The sequence below is a fragment of the Burkholderia metallica genome, assembly GCF_001718555.1.
Classification (GTDB): Bacteria; Pseudomonadota; Gammaproteobacteria; order Burkholderiales; family Burkholderiaceae; genus Burkholderia; species Burkholderia metallica.
In genome coordinates this window covers 882,115-898,985 of the sequence record NZ_CP013401.1, presented here as the reverse complement: position 1 = coordinate 898,985, position 16,871 = coordinate 882,115, and the positions used below count along the sequence as shown (strand labels likewise).

The following is a 16,871-nucleotide window of genomic DNA, read 5'->3' as shown; positions in this document are numbered from 1 at the left end:
TCAAGTGCGCTTCGCGTAGTTCGTTTCGACCCACTTGCGGTACTCGCCCGACGCAACCTCGTCGGCCCAGGCCTGGTTATCGAGATACCAGTCCACCGTCTTCGCCAGGCCGGTCTCGAACGTCTCCGCCGGCTTCCAGCCGAGTTCGCGTTCGAGCTTGCGTGCATCGATTGCATAGCGGCGATCATGACCGGGACGATCCGTCACGTACGTGATCTGATCACGGTACGAACCCGCCGCCTTCGGGCGCGCCTTGTCGAGCAGGTCGCACAGCGTATGCACGACCTCGAGGTTCTTCTTCTCGTTCCAGCCGCCGACGTTGTACGTCTCGCCCGGCACGCCGCGCGCGAGCACTTCGCGGATCGCGCTGCAGTGGTCGCCGACGTACAGCCAGTCGCGCACGTTCTGACCGTCGCCGTACACCGGCAGCGGCTTGCCCGCGAGCGCGTTCGCGATCATCAGCGGGATCAGTTTTTCCGGGAACTGGTACGGGCCGTAGTTGTTCGAACAGTTCGTCGTCAGCACCGGCAAACCATACGTATGGTGGTACGCGCGCACCAGATGATCCGAACCCGCCTTCGTCGCGGAATACGGGCTGTTCGGTGCGTACGGCGTCGTCTCGGAGAATTGCGGGTCGGTGGCCGACAGCGACCCGAACACCTCGTCGGTCGACACGTGCAGGAAGCGGAACGCGGCCTTGTCGGCATCGCTCAGGCCGTTCCAGTACTGGCGCGTAGCCTCGAGCAGCGTGAACGTGCCCACGACGTTGGTCTGCACGAAATCTGCCGGACCGTGGATCGAGCGATCGACGTGACTTTCCGCGGCGAAGTGCAGCACCGCGCGGGGCTTGTGCTCGGCCAGGAGTGCGTCGAGCGCGTCACGGTCGCAGATGTCGACGCGCGCAAACACGTGCTTCGGGTTCCCGTCCAGCGACTGCAGCGTGCGAAGATTCCCCGCGTACGTCAGCTTGTCGACGTTGAGCACGGCTTCGTCGGATGCACGCAGCCAGTCGAGTACAAAATTGGCACCGATAAAACCCGCGCCGCCCGTAACCAGGATCATGAGGCTCCCTCAAGTAATGCGCGGCAGGCACCACAAAGTGCCTGCCGCATCAGATTCGTAGCGAATCGATATGACCGCCGTGTCCAACCGGGAATTTTAACCGGTCGACATGGCCTCCAAAGTCATGAAATGCTAATTTTATCGGGGAAGGCGACAATTATAGAGAGCCGAGGGCAGCAAAGGCCATGCTGCTAACAACTTGATACAGCGCTACGGCCCCGGCTCGCGATGAAATTTCACACTACATTCCCGCCACTTAGGGGAATTAAAATTTCACAACCCGAGAGAAGTGCGACTTCCCTTCCCCTCCATCCGAACCTTGTGATATTCGCCCCCTCATGACCCATACCCCCATCGCCATCGGCGACATCCAAGGCTGTCATTCCGCTTTCCAGGCCTTACTCGAGAAGCTTTCCGCCCCCGCCGACACGCCGCTGTGGGTCGCGGGCGACGTCGTCAACCGCGGCCCCGGCTCCCTCGCCGCGCTGCGCACCCTCGTCGACCTTGGCCCACGCGCGACGGTCGTACTCGGCAATCACGATCTCCACCTGCTCGCGGTCTCCGCCGGCCTGCGCACCGAACGCCCGGGCGACACCATCGGCGAAATCCTTGACGCACCCGACGCCGACGCATTGCTCGACTGGGTCCGCCACCGCCCGTTCGCGCACTTCGAACATGGCATGCTGCTCGTCCATGCAGGCGTACTACCGCAATGGGACACCACGCTCGCGCTCGAACTCGCCGACGAACTCCAGCGCGCGCTGCGCGCCCCCGACTGGCGCGACACGCTTCAAGGCCTGTACGGCAACGAACCGAACCAATGGAACCCGAACCTGAAAAAACGCGACCGGATGCGCGTCGCGTTCAACGCGTTCACGCGCGTGCGCTTCTGCACGCCGGACGGCACGATGGAATTCAAGGCGAACGGCGGCCCCGACAGCGCGCCGCCCGGCTATCTGCCGTGGTTCGACGTACCGGGGCGCCGCACGGACGACGTGACCGTCGTGTTCGGGCACTGGGCCGCGCTCGGCCTGATGCTGCGCGAGAACGTCGTCGCGCTCGATTCCGGGTGTGTGTGGGGTAACCAGCTGTCGGCCGTGCGGCTGACGGCCGATCCGGCGCAGCGCACGGTCACGCAAGTGCAGTGCGACGCGTGCCGCGCGCCGGGCGGAGAGTGATTACACGCTGATTCGCGGGGCCGGGAAGCGCATCAACCCTCGCGCCCCGGCACCGGCGCGTCGGCCGTCTCGTTGCCCGCCGGCCCCGTGCCGAGCTCGGTCGCCGGATACGCATGCCTGGCCAGTTCCGCGAGCGACTCGGCCGTCGGCTTGCCGACGTTCGCCTGCAGCGTCGCGAGCGCGGCCGCGATCGCGTCGCGCGCCGCCGCGGACGTCGCCCGCCGGTCGCCACCCGGCGCGATCGGATCGCACACGTACAGATGCACGACGAGCGGGCCGCCGCGCAGCACCATGTCGAGCGACTTGCCGAGCGCCAGATCCCCCGTGTAGGCCGGCGCGACCGACTGCCGCCCCTGCGCGTCCTCGTACATCAGGCAGATTGGCTGCACCGCGCAGCCGGCCGATACGGCGGACTGGAACAGGTTCGCATGGAACGGCAGCAGTTCCTGCCCGTCGGTCGTCGTGCCTTCCGGAAACACGCACATCAGCCCGCCGTTGCGCAGACGCTCGGCCATCTCGTGCATGACCCGCATCGCCTCGGTGCGCTTCTCGCGCTGCAGGAACACGGTGTCGAGCTTTTCGGCGAGCCAGCCGACGACCGGCCACTGCCGCACCTCTGCCTTCGACACGAACGGCGTGGGCCGCCACGCGTTGACCGCGTAGATGTCGAGCCACGACACGTGGTTGCCGACCACGAGCGCGCTCGCGTCGAGCCGCGCACCGTCGTTGTGGACGACGAGACGCATCCCGCAGATCCGCAGCAGCTTGAGCGACCAGCGGCGCGTCAGCTCGGCGCGCCGCGCGGGCGTGACGTGCGAAAAACGCAGCGCGACGATCACCATGCCGCGCAACAGGTGAAAAACGAGACGCAGCTTCCGAATGGCGGTCATGGCGAAGATCCGGCGTGGTTCAGGAGCGCTCGAACGCGATCTGCCCGGCGACGAGCGTCGTGCGCACGCAGGCGGGCAGTTCGTAGCCGAGGAACGGCGAGTTGTGGCCCTGGCTCTTCAGCGCACGCGGCTCGACGCGCCAGTGCGCACGCGGATCGAACACGCACAGGTCGGCCGCGCCGCCTTCGGCGAGGCGCCCCGCCGGCAGTTGCAGCACGTCGGCCGGCGCGGACGTGATGCGGCGCAGCGCCTGCGCAAGCGGCGTACGCGTTTCATCGGCCCACTTCAGCGTCAGCGACAGCAGCAGTTCGAGCCCCGTCGCGCCCGGCGTCGCCTCGCCGAACGGCAGCAGCTTCTCGTCGTCGTCGACCGGCGTGTGGTCGGAGCAGATCGCATCGATCGTGCCGTCGGCGAGCGCCGCGCGAATCGCTTCGCGATCGCGCTCGCTGCGCAGCGGCGGATCGAGCCGGAACTGCGAATCGAAGTAGCCGATGTCGACGTCGATCAGGTGCACGTGGTTCACGCCGACGTCGCAGGTCACGGGCAGCCCTTCGGCCTTCGCCGCGCGCACGAGCGCGAGCCCGGCCGCCGACGACAGCCGCGCGAGGTGCACGCGTGCGCCCGTCACGCGCATCAGTTCGAAAATCGTGTGCAGCGCGATCGTCTCGGCCGCGACCGGCACGCCGGACAGCCCGAGCCGCGATGCGAGCGCGCCGCTCGCGGCGACGCCGCCGCGGCCGATGAACGCGTCTTGCGGCCGCAGCCACGTGGTATAGCCGTAGGTGCTCGCGTACTGCAGCGCACGCAGCAGCACCTGCGTGTCGCGCACCGGCACGTTGGCATGCGTGAAGCCGATGCAGCCGGACTCGGTCAGCGCGACCATCTCGGTGATCACTTCACCCTTGAGGCCGACCGTCAGCGCGCCGAGCGGATGGACGTTCGCCTGGTGCAAATTGCGCGCGCGGTATCGGAGCATCTCGACGAGGCCCGGCTCGTCGAGCACGGGGTCGGTATCCGGCGGGCAGACGAGAGTCGTGACGCCGCCCGCGACGGCCGCGGCCATCTCGGACGCGAGCGTCGCCTTGTGCTCGTAGCCCGGCTCGCGCAGCCGCGCGCACAGGTCGACGAGGCCGGGCGCGACGATCTTGCCCGATGCGTCGATCGTCTTGTCCGCGTTGAAACCGGCCGGCGCCGTGCCGAGCGCGGCGATCTTGCCGTCCGCGACGAAAACGTCGGCCTGCCGCTCGGTGCCGGCGACCGGATCGATCAGCGTGCCGCCTTTGATATGAATCTTCATGCGCTGTCTGTGAATGCGTTGATTGCGTGAATAGGGATGCGCGAAAGCGGGCTCAGTCGCTGTTGCCGGCGACGATGCCCATCACCGCCATCCGCACGGCGATGCCGAACGTGACCTGGTTGAGGATCACCGACTGCGGGCCGTCGGCGACCTGCGAATCGATCTCGACGCCGCGGTTCATCGGGCCCGGGTGCATCACGATCGCGTCGGGCGCGGCGAGCGCGAGGCGCTCGGGCGTCAGGCCCCAGGTCTTGAAGTATTCCTGCGCGGAAGGCAGCAGCGCGCCGCTCATCCGCTCGTTCTGCAGGCGCAGCATGATGATCACGTCGACGCCCTTCAGCCCTTCGTCGAGGTTGTGGAACACCTTCACGCCCATCTGCTCAAGACCGCCCGGCAGCAGCGTGCGCGGGCCGATCGCCCGCACTTCCGGCACGCCGAGCGTGGTGAGCGCGTGGATGTCGGAGCGCGCGACGCGCGAATGCAGGATGTCGCCGACGATCGCCACGCGCAGCTTCGTGAAGTCGCGCTTGTAGTGACGGATCGTGTACATGTCGAGCAGGCCCTGCGTTGGGTGCGCATGGCGGCCGTCGCCGGCATTGATCACGTGCACGTGCGGCGCGCAGTGCTCGGCGATCAGGTACGGCGCGCCGCTCGATGCGTGGCGTACGACGAACAGGTCGGCATGCATCGCCGACAGGTTGTTGATCGTGTCGAGCAGCGACTCGCCCTTGCTCGTCGACGACGCGTTGATGTTCAGGTTCAGCACGTCGGCCGACAGGCGCGTCGCGGCGATCTCAAAGGTCGTGCGCGTGCGGGTCGAGTTCTCGAAGAACAGGTTGAACACGGACTTGCCGCGCAGCAACGGCACCTTCTTCACCTCGCGGTCCGTCACGCTGACGAACTGCTCGGCCGTATCGAGGATGTGGTTGACGATCGAGCGCGGCAGGCCCTCGATCGACAGCAGGTGCTTCAGCTCGCCGTTTTTCGTGAGCTGCGGGTTGCCCTTCAGGAAGCCGTAGCGGAACCGGTCGGGGCTCGCGGCCGCAGCGGGATTGCCGGTGCGGCCAGTGGTGTCGGTGGTCATGATGTGCGTGATTCCAACTATGCAAACGGGCCGCGGAGCAAACCAGCGGCCCGGGATACGGTTCGCGTGTCGTTCAGGCGTCGTGCGCCTCGACGCGCAGCGTGAACTGCGCGTCGTCGCGTGCGAGCACGAGCGTCGCATCGGCCGGCACGTCGAGCGCGCCGCCCGCGAAGCGCGCGGCGACCGGCAGCTCGCGGCCGCCGCGATCGGCGAGCACCGCGAGCTCGACCGCGGCCGGACGGCCGTAGTCGAACAGTTCGTTGAGCGCCGCGCGCACGGTGCGCCCGGTGTACAGCACGTCGTCGACGAGCACGATGCGCGCGCCGTCGACGTCGAACGGCAGCGACGTCGGGCTGGCCTGGCTATGCAGCCCCTTCTTCGCGTAATCGTCGCGGTGCAGCGCGACGTTCACGACGCCGAACGCCGGCGCGCCGAGATCGCGCGCAAGGCGCTCGGCGAGCCATGCGCCGCCGCTGTAAATGCCGGCGAGGCGTGGGCCGCCCGGTTCGGCGAACGCCGTGCCGTACGCGGCGCGGATCTGGTCGAGCAGGACGCGGTAAAGCGCCTCGGCGTCAATGGTGCTCATGGTCGGACAATTGATCGAGATACTGTTGAAGGATCACGCGGGCGGCCTCGGCATCGAGCATCTCGGCCCGGGCGCGGCCGCGCACGTTGCGCTCGCGCAGCCCGGCTTCGGCCTCGACCGACGAGTAGCGCTCGTCGACCCACGTGACGGGCAGCCCGAAGCGGCCGTTCAACTGGTTGCCGAAGCGCTTCGCCTGTAGCGTCATGTCGTGCGGCGTGCCGTCCGGATGCATCGGCAGGCCGACGACGAGCGCGTCCGGCCGCCATTCGGCCAGCAGGTCGCCGACCGCCTTGAAGCGGTGTTCGCGGTTCAGGTTCTGGATCACGACGAGCGCACGGGCCGAGCGCGTCAGCGCATTGCCGACCGCGACGCCGATCCGTTTTTCGCCGTAGTCGAACGCGAGGAGCGTCGCATCGCGCGCGCTCGCGCCACTCATGCGTGCCCTGCTTCGCCGGACAGCATCGACGAGCTGACGCCGAGCAGGCCGAGGGCGGCTTCGAAGCGCTCTTCGGCCGGCGTGTCGAACACGATGCGCGGATCGGCGGCCACCGTCAGCCAGCCGTTGCGGGAAATCTCTTCCTCGAGCTGCCCCGCGCCCCAGCCCGCATGGCCGAGCGTCAGCAGGAAGCGCTTCGGGCCGGTGCCCGTCGCGACCGCCTCGAGCACGTCCTTCGACGTGGTCATCTCCAGCCCGCCCTCGACGGACATCGACGAGTTATAGCTCGCGCCCTCCACCGGCTCGTGCAGCACGAAGCCGCGCTCGGTCTGGACCGGGCCGCCGAAGTACACCGGGATGTGCAGCAGCGGCTCGATGTCGAGCTTCAGGTCGATGCGATTGAACAGCGATTCGAGGTCGATATCGGTAGGACGATTGATGACGAGGCCGAGCGCGCCGCGCTCGCTGTGATCGCAAAGATAGACCACCGTTCCCGAGAACGTCGGATCGGCCATGTTCGGCATGGCGATCAGGAACTGGTTGGTGAGATTGATGCGATCGGAAGGCTTTGACATGGTTTGAATTTTAGCAAAGACGCCGCGGCCTGACCGGGCCGCGATCAACAAGCAACGCCGCGCCGCGCTGGCAACGGCGCACGCGGATCACATGGCACTCTAACACGCGCGCGGGGGCTGTCGGCAGCGTGTTGCGGGCCCGCGCGGCAAGGGCAGGCGCCACGTGTTCGCCCCCTCGTTCGTCAGGCCCGGCCGAGCGCCGCGCCGAGTGCGCCGCACGCCGCGGTGAGGTCCGGCGGCGCGACGCCGGCCGCGATCTTCAGCAGCGCCGCGCGCAGCATGTCGGACGCGTGGCCGTGCGCAGCGAGGCCGCCGTCGGCGAGCGGCACGCCGTGCGCCGCACGCCGCCACGCGAGGCCGAGCGTGTCGGCCAGGAGCGCCGCGTGGCCGAGCCCGAGCGCGCATGCGGCCGTACCGACCCGGTACGCGGCGCCGGACGCATGCCACGCGGCGCCCGCGTCGGCCGCGGCCGGATCGGCCGCGAGGTCGGCCATCGACGCATCGGCCGTCTGCAGGAAATCCTCATAGGCATGCGCATTGACCGTCACGACGCCGAGCGCACGCGTCGGGGCGGCGGCCACCGCATCATGCTCGGCCCGCGCGGCATCGGCCTCCCACAGCGCTTCGGATGCGGGGGTGCCGGCGACGTGCCAGTCGACCGTCAGCCCGTAGTCGTGCAGCACATCGACGAGCGCGACATCCTCGGCCGCGGCGCCGAACAGCGCGAAATCGCGCCACAGCAGCGCCACCGTCTCGCGTACGAATTCGGGCGGCGCACGGCGCCGGCCCTGCGCGTGCTCGCCGAGCAACAGGTTCGTGCGCGCGAGAAAGCGCTTCAGCTCGGGCGCGCCGGTTGCCCGCAGCGCCCCCGTGCATGCGGCCGCGAGCCGCCAGAAATCGTACGGGTCGTCGCCGGCGAGCGCGGCCTGCATCGCATCGAGTTCGTCGAGGGCCGCGTCGGGCGCGCCGGGTTCGGCGCGCAGCACGCCGAGCAGCGCCTGTTCGTAGCGCGCACGAATCCGGGTCGCGATCGCGTCGGGCAGCGCGCGCAGCGTGGCCGGCGGCACCGCGCGGCCGACGAGCGCGAGCGCGTCCAGCGGCGCGGCCGCGCGCAAGTCGGCGGCGCTTTGCGCACGCAATGCACGGAAATGGTCGAAGAGAACCGGCGAGCATGCGAGCTCGCGCAAATTGTGGCGGCTGACGGCCGCCCGGAAATCGTGCAGCGCGGCGCGCCAGCCAGCCGAAGTCGGCTCGACGGCGACGAGCGGCACAGCGGCCGCCAGTTGCCCCGCGAAACGCGCGGCCGGCAGCCACCCGGCTTCCGCCAGCACGGCCGCCGCTGCGGACAGCGGCGCGGCCGCGTCGTCGCGATGCTCGAACGCGTCGGCCGCCGCCGCAAGCCATGCGTCGGCCGCGCGCACGGCCCCGCCACGGGGGTTGGGCAGTGCGTCAGGGTGGGGAACGTTCGCCGGTTCTGGCCTCATGGACACGCGCGCCTGTCATCGTCAAGTCGCTCGCGCCTCGACGCGCGAGCGCCGGGTCGAGGCGAGGCCTGAGCGGGGTGTCCGTGGGCCAACGGTCCGGTCAGATCTGGACCATCTCGAAGTCTTCCTTGCGGGCGCCGCATTCAGGACACGTCCAGTTGATCGGAACGTCTTCCCAGCGCGTGCCCGGGGCAATGCCCTCTTCCGGCAGCCCAGCTTCTTCGTCGTAAATCCAGCCACAAATCAGGCACATCCAGCTCTTGTATTCCATCTTAGCCGCGTCGGGAAAGTCGGTAAATTCGGGAGCCATGATGGTACCGTGTCGGGGCCGGACTGCCTAGCAATCGCGCTGGAGTAGGGTGACTACGTTGCGCTGCGCTAAAAAATCCGTCGTGCGGGCCGGATTCCGCCGCATAATGGCTGAAAAGTGCGGCCTGCCGGGCAACACAGGGCCGACAACGCCCATTTCGCCTCGCCGTCCGCATCTCCGTCGCTTTTCCGTTTTTCTCTTGCCCCATTTTTACATGTCCAGCAACGCCCCTCCGATCGTCCTCACCTTCGGCCTGTCCGATCCCACCGGCGGCTCCGGCCTCCAAGCCGATCTGATGACCCTGGCGAGCATGGGCTGTCACGGCGTGTCCGTCCTGACGGGCTACACCGTGCGCGACTCGGCCGCCTGCGACGAAGTGACCGGCCTCGATCCCGACGTGGTCGCCGCCCAGGCGCGCATGCTGCTCGAAGACATGCCGGTTGCGGCGTTCAAAATCGGCGCGGCGACGCGCGCGGAAGTCGTGAGCGCGATCGCCGAAGTCGTCGCCGACTACGACGGCGTGCCGCTCGTGCTCGCGCCGGACTTCACGCTCGACGACGAACACGTACTCGCCGCCGACGACCTGCGCGAATCGATCGCCGACCTGCTGGCGCCGCAAACCACGCTGCTGGTCGCCGATTACGCGACGCTGATCGCGCTCGCGCAGCCGGACGGCGACGCCGAGGCGCCGAATCTCGACGCGGCCGTGTCGCACCTGCTGTCGCAGGGCTGCGAGTACATCCTGTCGTCCGAGACGGGCTCGCACCGGCTCGTCAACACGCTGTACGGCGAGGAAGGCCAGCTCCGCGAGGACATGTGGGATCGTTCGCCGCACCGGCTGATGGGGATCACCGACACGCTGGGCGCGGCCATCGCGGCGCTGCTCGCGAATGGCCAGGAGCCGCCCGAGGCGGTACGCGAAGCGCAGGAGTATCTGTATCAGGCCGTGCGTGACGCGTTCCGGCCCGGCATGGGTGCATACCTGCCCGACCGGTTCTTCTGGGCGCGCAGCAACGAAGACTCGGACACGCCGCCGGCCGTGAAGGCCGACCCGGCGCCCAGGACGTCGCACCGGCATTGACGCGAACACGGCGGGGCATGCCCCGTCGTCGCCCATGCAACGGCCTCGGGACGCGACATCGTCGGCCACCCTGCGCACGCATCGAAATCCGCGCGCACATAAAAAAAGACCCGCATCGCTGCGGGTCTTTTTCTTTGGCTGGAACGCGCATCGCTGCACGTTCCGGACACCGTCGACCGAAGTCGATTACATGTCCATGCCCATGCCGCCCATGCCGCCCGGCATGCCGCCCGGCATCGGCGCGTCTTCCTTCGGCAGTTCTGCGACAGCTGCGTCCGTCGTCAGCAGCAGGCCTGCAACCGAAGCTGCGTTCTGCAGTGCGGTGCGCGTGACCTTGGTCGGGTCGACGACGCCGGCTTCAACCATGTCGACGTACTCGCCCGTTGCCGCGTTGTAGCCGTAGTTGCCCTTGCCTGCTGCAACTGCCGCCACCACGACGCTCGCTTCTTCGCCGCCGTTCGTGACGATCTGGCGCAGCGGCTCTTCCATTGCGCGCAGCACGATCTTGATGCCGGCGTTCTGGTCGGCGTTCGCGCCGGTCAGGCCTGCGATCGCGGTGCGAGCGCGGATCAGCGCAACGCCGCCACCTGCCACGATGCCTTCTTCCACAGCTGCGCGCGTTGCGTGCAGTGCGTCTTCGACACGTGCCTTCTTTTCCTTCATTTCGACTTCGGTCGCAGCACCGACCTTGATCACTGCAACACCGCCGGCCAGCTTGGCCACGCGCTCTTGCAGCTTTTCACGGTCGTAGTCCGACGTCGCTTCTTCGATTTGCGCGCGCACTTGCTTCACGCGTGCTTCGATGTTCGCGGCTTCGCCTGCGCCGTCGATGATCGTCGTGTTTTCCTTGCCCACTTCGATGCGCTTCGCCTGGCCCAGTTCTGCCAGCGTTGCCTTCTCGAGCGTCAGGCCGGTTTCTTCCGCGATGACTTGACCGCCGGTCAGGATCGCGATGTCTTCCAGCATGGCCTTGCGGCGGTCGCCGAAGCCCGGCGCCTTGACCGCAACGGTCTTCAGGATGCCGCGGATGTTGTTGACGACCAGCGTTGCGAGCGCTTCGCCTTCGACGTCTTCAGCGATGATCAGCAGCGGACGGCCAGCCTTCGCGACTTGCTCGAGCACCGGCAGCAGATCGCGGATGTTCGACACCTTCTTGTCGTGCAGCAGCACGAACGGGTTTTCGAGGACGGCGACTTGCTTGTCCGGGTTGTTGATGAAGTACGGCGACAGGTAGCCGCGGTCGAACTGCATGCCTTCGACGACGTCGAGTTCGTCGGCCAGCGACTTGCCGTCTTCGACGGTGATCACGCCTTCCTTGCCGACCTTGTCCATCGCTTCAGCGATGCGATCGCCGATCGACGAATCGCTGTTCGCCGAGATCGAGCCGACCTGTGCGATTTCCTTGTTCGTCGTGCACGGCTTGCTGATCTTCTTCAGCTCTTCGACAGCCGCTGCGACTGCCTTGTCGATGCCGCGCTTCAGGTCCATCGGGTTCATGCCCGATGCGACGTACTTCATGCCTTCGCGGACGATCGATTGCGCGAGGACGGTTGCCGTCGTCGTGCCGTCGCCTGCGTTGTCGCTGGTCTTGGAAGCGACTTCCTTGACCATTTGCGCGCCCATGTTCTGGAGCTTGTCCTTCAGCTCGATTTCCTTCGCGACCGACACACCGTCCTTGGTGACCGTCGGGCCGCCGAAGCTGCGCTCGAGCACGACGTTGCGGCCCTTCGGACCCAGCGTGACCTTGACTGCGTTGGCGAGAATGTTCACGCCTTCGACCATCTTCGAACGGGCGGAATCGCCGAATACGACGTCTTTAGCTGCCATCTTCTAACTCCTTGAATTCTTGGGAATATGTACCGACGGGACGCTTACTTCGCGTTGACCACGGCCATGATGTCTTCTTCGCGCATGACCAGCAGTTCGCTGCCGTCGACCTTCACGGTCTGGCCTGCGTACTTGCCGAACAGGACGCGATCGCCGACCTTCACGTCGAGCGCGATCGGGGCGCCCTTGTCGTCACGCTTGCCCGGGCCGACGGCCAGAACTTCACCCTGGTCCGGCTTTTCAGCAGCGGCGTCGGGGATCACGATGCCCGAGGCGGTCTTGGTTTCCTGATCCAGGCGCTTGACGATCACGCGATCGTGCAAAGGACGAAGGTTCATATTCACTCCTCTCTTGACTGAGATTGAAGAACGCTTAGGGAATCTGCCCGGCTGGTTGCCCGGCAGAGAATTGTTAGCACTCTCGTGCAGCGAGTGCTAATTATATGGACGGGTTTTGACAAATTCAAGAAGGAAATCCGGAGGAATTTTCGGCGCGGGTGCGCGGCGGGAAAAGCCTGGCAGAACAACAAAAACCCTTTTAAAACAATAATTTGTCAAACATCACCTGGCCGACCGGCGGGCCCGCGCCGCTCGGGCACGACGCCCGGCCCCGTTTGCCCACCGGGAAAGCACGGAGTTCGTGCCGCCGGCGACATTCCATAATGAATCGGTAGCGACGTCGATTCCGTCCGCTGGAATGCGTCACCTGGCGCACGCCGGACGTCTCTTGCGTCGCCCTTCGCTGATCCAGCGATCCGCGTCGAAGCATTCTGTTTTATTACACCGATATTTACGGTTTACCTCGGTACTAAACACGCGAGGAGCCCCATTCGTAAGCCCGTGCATTACATTCAGTAATTTAGATGCGAATCATTCTCGTTTACATTGACTTTCCCATTTGACACTCCTACGATGCGCCGCGTTGCGTTCATCTTCATGCTCCGGCCAACCCGTGCCGAGCGTCCGGACAGCGACCGACAAGCAGGACTCCACACTAATTAGAAGCAGGGATCTGATATGAAGTTTGCGCCGTTCCAGGGAGACGGCATCCGCGCGCGGATGCGCCCCGCCGCGTGCGCGGCCGTCCTCGCATGCGCGTCGTTCGCGAGCGGCGCCGCTTTCGCCGACGTGCCGGTCGACGCACAGCCCGAAGCCCCCGAAGCCGACCTGGCGATCCAGGCGAAGCCGACCAACATGTGGACCGGCATCTGGACCCGCCAGAACCTGCTCGGCGACATGGGCGGCATCCGCCCGTGGCTCGGCAAGTACGGCGCGACGCTGCAGATCACCGAAACCAGCGAATACCTCGCGAACCTGCGCGGCGGCCTGAACCGCGGCGGCGCCTACGACGGGCTGACGACGGCGACCCTGACGGTCGACACTCAGAAAGCGATCGGTCTGCCGGGCGGCACGTTCAACGTCAGCGCGCTGCAGATTCACGGCACCAACCTGAGTGCGCGCAATCTCGGCACGCTCAACACCGCGAGCGGCATCGAGGCGCAGGGCACGACCCGCCTGTGGGAGCTGTGGTACCAGCAGTCGTTCCTCGACAAGCGCGTCGACGTGAAGATCGGCCAGCAGAGTCTCGACCAGGAATTCATGGTCAGCACGTACGCGAACACGTTCGTCAACACGATGTTCGGCTGGCCCGCGCTGCCGTCGTACGACCTGCCCAACGGCGGCCCCGCGTATCCGCTCGCGGGACTCGGCGTGCGCGTGCGCGCGCAGATCACGCCGAAGCTCACCGCGCTCGCGGGCGTGTTCGACGGCGATCCGCTCGGCAACAACCCGAACAACCTGAGCGGCACCAATTTCAACCTGCACAACGGCGCGCTCTACATCGGCGAGCTGCAGTACGCGCTGAACCAGCCGTCCGACGGCGAAATGGATACCGGCCACTCGAACGGGCTGCCGGGTACCTACAAGATCGGCGTCTGGTATCACAACGGCCGATTCGCGGACCAGAACGTGGGCACCGACGGGCTGTCGCTGTCGGATCCCGCGTCGAACGGCAACGCGCAGCAGCGTCACGGCAACTACAGCTTCTACGCGGTGGCCGACCAGATGATCTGGCGCCCCGACCCGAGCGGCGCGAAGAGCCTCGGCGTATTCGCACGCGTGATGGGCGCGCCGGGCGACCGCAACCTGGTGAGCCTGTCGGCCAACGCGGGGATCGTGCTGAAGGCACCGTTCGAAGGCCGCGACAACGACAGCGTCGGCCTCGGCGTCACGTACATCCAGGTCGGCAGCCACGTGACCGACCTCGACCAGACCGCCCGGATGTTCGCGAGCGGCCCGTACGGCGTGCGCACGCGGGAAACGACGCTCGAAGCGACCTATCAGTACCAGGTCAACCCGTGGTGGATCGTGCAGGCCGACGCGCAGTACACGTTCAATGCCGGCGCCGGCCAGAACCCGAGCGACGCGACCCAGCCGCTGCGCAACACGTTCGTGCTCGGCGCGCGAACCACGATCACGTTCTGAGCGACGCACCCACGCTGCCCTTTTTCGCGCGCCGCCCGGACGGCGCGCTCCCCAGGAGACTCACATGATTCAATCCGCCCCGCTTCGCCGCTTCGCGACGGGTGCGCTGGCCGCCGCCGCGCTGACGGCCGCCGCCGGCGCATTCGCCGAGCCGCAAGGTTTCCTCGAAACGCTGCATCGCCACGTCACGCTCGTCAACACGGTGCCGGACAACGGCGACCAGAACCCGTACGCGATCGCGATCGCGCCGGTATCGGCCGGCACGATCCAGGCGGGCGACGTGCTCGTCGACAACTTCAACAACTCGGCGAACCTGCAAGGAACCGGCAGCACGATCGTCGACTACCGCCCGTCGACGAAGCAGCTGAGCCTGTTCGCGGCGATCCCGCGCGACCTGAAGGCGTGCCCGGGCGGCGTCGGCCTGTCGACGGCGATGACGATGCTGAAGTCGGGCTGGGTGATCGTCGGCAGCACGCCGAGCAACGACGGCACGACCAACACCAAAGGCGCCGGCTGCCTGATCGTGCTCGATCCGCAGGGCAAGGTCGCGTCGACGTGGTCGACGCCGAACATCAACGACCCGTGGGGCAACATGGCCGTGGTCGACCGCGGCGACAGCGCGACGCTGTTCGTGAGCATGGCCGGCTTCGGCGTCGGCGGCGCGGACGGCAATCCGCCCGTCTACAAGCAGGCGACCGTGCTGCGTCTCGACCTCGACGTGCCGGCGGGCAAGCCGCCCGTCATCAAGCAGGAAACGGTCGTCGCGAGCGGCCTCGGCGCGCAGGCCGACAAGGGCGTGTTCCTGGTCGGCCCGACCGGCCTCGCGCTGTCGGGCGACCAGAAGAAGCTGTACGTGTCGGACGCGATCGGCAACCGCATCGTCGAAATCGACGACCCGCTCACGCGCGACACCAGCGCGGGCGTCGGCCGCCAGGTCACCGCCGACGGCTTCCTGCGCCGCCCGCTCGCGCTCGCGACCGCGCCGAACGGCCACCTGCTCGCCACCAACGCGCAAAACGGCCAGGTCGTCGAGATCGACCCGGTTGCCGGCAAGCAGATCTACGCGCGCTGGATCAATACCGACAAGGCGCAGACGCCCCCCGGCAACGGCAACCTGTTCGGCATCGCCATGACGCCCGAAGGCGACGGTTTTTACTACGTCGCGGACGACGTCAACACGCTGTTGCTTGCGAAGTAAGGGAGCCCATCATGGCAGACGATTCCAACCAGCCACCACGCCCCGCGCGGCGCGGCTTCCTGAAGGCGGGCGGCGCCGCGGTGGCCGCCGGCCTCGCGGCGGCGTCGATCCCGGCCGCGAAGGCCGCGGATGCGCCCGCCGCCGCACCCGCCGCTCCCGCGCCCGCGCACGACGGCGTCGAGCCGTTCTACGGCCAGCACCAGGCCGGCATCGCGACGCCGCAGCAGCGCCACGCGTATTTCGCGGCGCTCGACCTGACGACGGCCCAGCGCGCGGACGTCATCGCGCTGCTGAAGACCTGGACCGACGCCGCCGCGCGGATGACGCGCGGCGACACCGCGCTGCCGCTCGCCGCGACGGGCGGCGACGAAGCTCCGCCGGCCGACGGCGGCGACGCGCTCGGCCTCGGCCCCGCGCGCCTGACGATCACGTTCGGCTTCGGTCCCGGCCTGTTCGCGCTCGCGGGCAAGGACCGCTACGGCCTCGCGAAGCATCGCCCCGCCGCGCTCGTCGACCTGCCGCGGTTCAACGGCGACCAGTTGCTGCCGGAGAAGACCGGCGGCGACCTGTTCATCCAGGCGTGCGCGGACGACGCGCAGGTCGCGTTCCACGCGGTGCGCCAGCTCGTGCGCCTCGGCGCGAAGGCGACGCAGATGCGCTGGGGCCAGGCCGGTTTCACGTCGGGCAAGCCCGGCGAAACGCCGCGCAACCTGATGGGCTTCAAGGACGGCACGATGAATCCGCCGATGTCCGATCCGGCCGCGATGAACGAATTCGTGTGGGCCGGCAGCGAAGGCCCGGCATGGATGAACGGCGGCACCTACACGGTCGTGCGCCGCATCCGCATCACGCTCGAGCACTGGGACAACACGGAACTCGGCTTCCAGGAACAGGTGGTCGGCCGTCACAAGTACAGCGGCGCGCCGCTCGGCCAGAAGAACGAGTTCGAGGCGCTCGATCTCGACGCGGCCGACAAGGACGGCAACCCGGTGATCCCCGAGAACTCGCACGCGCGCCTCGCGTCGCCGCAGTTGAACAACGGCGCGCAGATCCTGCGCCGCGCGTACTCGTACAACGACAGCACGAACTTCTACATCGAGCGCTGGCCGCCGTGGCGCCAGCAGACCGAGTACGACGCGGGGCTGATGTTCGTCGCGCACCAGCGCGACCCGCGCAAGGGCTTCATTCCGATCAACGAGAAGCTCTCGAAAATGGACATCATGAACCAGTTCACCACGCACGTCGGCAGCGCGATCTTCGCGTGCCCGCCGGGCGCGCAACCGGGTTCGTATATCGGCGCCGCGCTGTTCGACGCATGACGACGCACCGCGCGAGCCAACGCACACCTTCCCGGTCCGGCCGGGTGCAACCTGCTAATAA

General features: G+C 67.4%; 16 protein-coding genes. 5 read left to right on the top strand and 11 right to left on the bottom strand.

Going from position 1 to position 16,871, the window contains the following annotated elements; genetic code table 11:
* A complete protein-coding gene (gene rfbB / locus WJ16_RS04015) occupies nt 1–1,062 on the bottom strand; it encodes a dTDP-glucose 4,6-dehydratase (RefSeq protein ID WP_069255945.1) in 1,062 nt (353 codons plus the stop codon).
* Between the two features lie 338 nt (nt 1,063–1,400).
* On the opposite strand from rfbB, the gene WJ16_RS04010 reads away from it, so the two are divergent.
* Nucleotides 1,401–2,240, top strand: coding sequence for a symmetrical bis(5'-nucleosyl)-tetraphosphatase (locus tag WJ16_RS04010; protein WP_069255944.1), 840 nt, complete (start codon nt 1,401–1,403; stop codon nt 2,238–2,240).
* A gap of 32 nt (nt 2,241–2,272) precedes the next feature.
* Here WJ16_RS04010 and WJ16_RS04005 read toward each other — a convergent pair whose 3' ends face one another.
* From WJ16_RS04005 to WJ16_RS03970, 8 genes are all read right to left on the bottom strand, one after another.
* Nucleotides 2,273–3,130, bottom strand: a complete 858-nt coding sequence (locus tag WJ16_RS04005; RefSeq protein WP_069255943.1) for a lysophospholipid acyltransferase family protein — start codon at nt 3,128–3,130, stop codon at nt 2,273–2,275.
* 19 nt (nt 3,131–3,149) lie between these two features.
* Entirely contained in the window at nt 3,150–4,427 is a 1,278-nt protein-coding gene (locus WJ16_RS04000; protein WP_069255942.1) for a dihydroorotase, read from the bottom strand.
* Between the two features lie 52 nt (nt 4,428–4,479).
* On the bottom strand, nt 4,480–5,511 hold the full coding sequence (locus tag WJ16_RS03995) for an aspartate carbamoyltransferase catalytic subunit (RefSeq protein ID WP_006476735.1): 1,032 nt from the start codon (nt 5,509–5,511) through the stop codon (nt 4,480–4,482).
* 73 nt (nt 5,512–5,584) lie between these two features.
* Nucleotides 5,585–6,097 (bottom strand): bifunctional pyr operon transcriptional regulator/uracil phosphoribosyltransferase PyrR, encoded by a 513-nt coding sequence (pyrR, locus tag WJ16_RS03990; protein WP_069255941.1) that lies wholly within the window; start codon nt 6,095–6,097, stop codon nt 5,585–5,587.
* The gene (gene ruvX / locus WJ16_RS03985; protein WP_069255940.1) at nt 6,084–6,533 is read right to left on the bottom strand and encodes a Holliday junction resolvase RuvX; all 450 of its coding nucleotides are present in this window, start codon (nt 6,531–6,533) and stop codon (nt 6,084–6,086) included. Before ruvX ends, pyrR begins: the two co-directional genes overlap by 14 nt.
* The gene (locus tag WJ16_RS03980; protein ID WP_011351143.1) at nt 6,530–7,108 is read right to left on the bottom strand and encodes a YqgE/AlgH family protein; all 579 of its coding nucleotides are present in this window, start codon (nt 7,106–7,108) and stop codon (nt 6,530–6,532) included. The genes ruvX and WJ16_RS03980 overlap by 4 nt, the downstream gene beginning before the upstream one ends.
* Before the next feature lie 182 nt (nt 7,109–7,290).
* Nucleotides 7,291–8,592 carry a hypothetical protein gene (locus WJ16_RS03975; protein WP_069255939.1) on the bottom strand — a complete coding sequence of 434 codons (1,302 nt, stop codon included), beginning with the start codon at nt 8,590–8,592 and terminating at the stop codon, nt 7,291–7,293.
* Between the two features lie 100 nt (nt 8,593–8,692).
* A complete protein-coding gene (locus WJ16_RS03970; RefSeq protein ID WP_004186709.1) occupies nt 8,693–8,863 on the bottom strand; it encodes a rubredoxin in 171 nt (56 codons plus the stop codon).
* Nucleotides 8,864–9,116: 253 nt separating this feature from the next.
* Here WJ16_RS03970 and WJ16_RS03965 point away from each other — a divergent pair, with 253 nt between their 5' ends.
* Nucleotides 9,117–9,983 (top strand): hydroxymethylpyrimidine/phosphomethylpyrimidine kinase, encoded by an 867-nt coding sequence (locus WJ16_RS03965; protein ID WP_069255938.1) that lies wholly within the window; start codon nt 9,117–9,119, stop codon nt 9,981–9,983.
* Nucleotides 9,984–10,169: 186 nt separating this feature from the next.
* On the opposite strand, the gene groL is transcribed toward WJ16_RS03965, so the two are convergent.
* Both groL and groES read right to left on the bottom strand, forming a co-directional pair.
* Nucleotides 10,170–11,810, bottom strand: coding sequence for a chaperonin GroEL (gene groL / locus WJ16_RS03960; protein WP_069255937.1), 1,641 nt, complete (start codon nt 11,808–11,810; stop codon nt 10,170–10,172).
* A 44-nt stretch (nt 11,811–11,854) separates the two neighbouring features.
* The gene (gene groES, locus WJ16_RS03955) at nt 11,855–12,148 is read right to left on the bottom strand and encodes a co-chaperone GroES (RefSeq protein ID WP_039361157.1); all 294 of its coding nucleotides are present in this window, start codon (nt 12,146–12,148) and stop codon (nt 11,855–11,857) included.
* 678 nt (nt 12,149–12,826) lie between these two features.
* Between groES and WJ16_RS03950 the strand changes: the two genes are divergently transcribed.
* The 3 genes from WJ16_RS03950 (at nt 12,827) to efeB (ending at nt 16,810) form a co-directional block, all read left to right on the top strand.
* Entirely contained in the window at nt 12,827–14,293 is a 1,467-nt protein-coding gene (locus tag WJ16_RS03950) for a carbohydrate porin (RefSeq protein ID WP_069255936.1), read from the top strand.
* Nucleotides 14,294–14,357: 64 nt separating this feature from the next.
* On the top strand, nt 14,358–15,491 hold the full coding sequence (locus tag WJ16_RS03945) for an NHL repeat-containing protein (protein WP_069255935.1): 1,134 nt from the start codon (nt 14,358–14,360) through the stop codon (nt 15,489–15,491).
* Nucleotides 15,492–15,502: 11 nt separating this feature from the next.
* Complete coding sequence (efeB, locus tag WJ16_RS03940; RefSeq protein ID WP_069255934.1) at nt 15,503–16,810, top strand: iron uptake transporter deferrochelatase/peroxidase subunit; 1,308 nt, start codon at nt 15,503–15,505, stop codon at nt 16,808–16,810.
* The last annotated feature ends 61 nt before the right edge of the window (nt 16,811–16,871 follow it).

Excerpts from the sequence above, each read along its gene's own strand:
- efeB (WP_069255934.1), top strand. The coding sequence starts at position 15,503 with ATGGCAGACGATTCCAACCAGCCACCACGCCCCGCGCGGCGCGGCTTC.
- WJ16_RS03980 (WP_011351143.1), bottom strand. The coding sequence starts at position 7,108 with ATGTCAAAGCCTTCCGATCGCATCAATCTCACCAACCAGTTCCTGATC.
- groES (WP_039361157.1), bottom strand. The coding sequence starts at position 12,148 with ATGAACCTTCGTCCTTTGCACGATCGCGTGATCGTCAAGCGCCTGGAT.
- WJ16_RS03945 (WP_069255935.1), top strand. The coding sequence starts at position 14,358 with ATGATTCAATCCGCCCCGCTTCGCCGCTTCGCGACGGGTGCGCTGGCC.
- WJ16_RS03950 (WP_069255936.1), top strand. The coding sequence starts at position 12,827 with ATGAAGTTTGCGCCGTTCCAGGGAGACGGCATCCGCGCGCGGATGCGC.
- WJ16_RS04000 (WP_069255942.1), bottom strand. The coding sequence starts at position 4,427 with ATGAAGATTCATATCAAAGGCGGCACGCTGATCGATCCGGTCGCCGGC.
- WJ16_RS03975 (WP_069255939.1), bottom strand. The coding sequence starts at position 8,592 with ATGAGGCCAGAACCGGCGAACGTTCCCCACCCTGACGCACTGCCCAAC.
- ruvX (WP_069255940.1), bottom strand. The coding sequence starts at position 6,533 with ATGAGTGGCGCGAGCGCGCGCGATGCGACGCTCCTCGCGTTCGACTAC.
- groL (WP_069255937.1), bottom strand. The coding sequence starts at position 11,810 with ATGGCAGCTAAAGACGTCGTATTCGGCGATTCCGCCCGTTCGAAGATG.
- pyrR (WP_069255941.1), bottom strand. The coding sequence starts at position 6,097 with ATGAGCACCATTGACGCCGAGGCGCTTTACCGCGTCCTGCTCGACCAG.
- WJ16_RS04010 (WP_069255944.1), top strand. The coding sequence starts at position 1,401 with ATGACCCATACCCCCATCGCCATCGGCGACATCCAAGGCTGTCATTCC.
- WJ16_RS03970 (WP_004186709.1), bottom strand. The coding sequence starts at position 8,863 with ATGGAATACAAGAGCTGGATGTGCCTGATTTGTGGCTGGATTTACGAC.
- WJ16_RS04005 (WP_069255943.1), bottom strand. The coding sequence starts at position 3,130 with ATGACCGCCATTCGGAAGCTGCGTCTCGTTTTTCACCTGTTGCGCGGC.
- rfbB (WP_069255945.1), bottom strand. The coding sequence starts at position 1,062 with ATGATCCTGGTTACGGGCGGCGCGGGTTTTATCGGTGCCAATTTTGTA.
- WJ16_RS03965 (WP_069255938.1), top strand. The coding sequence starts at position 9,117 with ATGTCCAGCAACGCCCCTCCGATCGTCCTCACCTTCGGCCTGTCCGAT.
- WJ16_RS03995 (WP_006476735.1), bottom strand. The coding sequence starts at position 5,511 with ATGACCACCGACACCACTGGCCGCACCGGCAATCCCGCTGCGGCCGCG.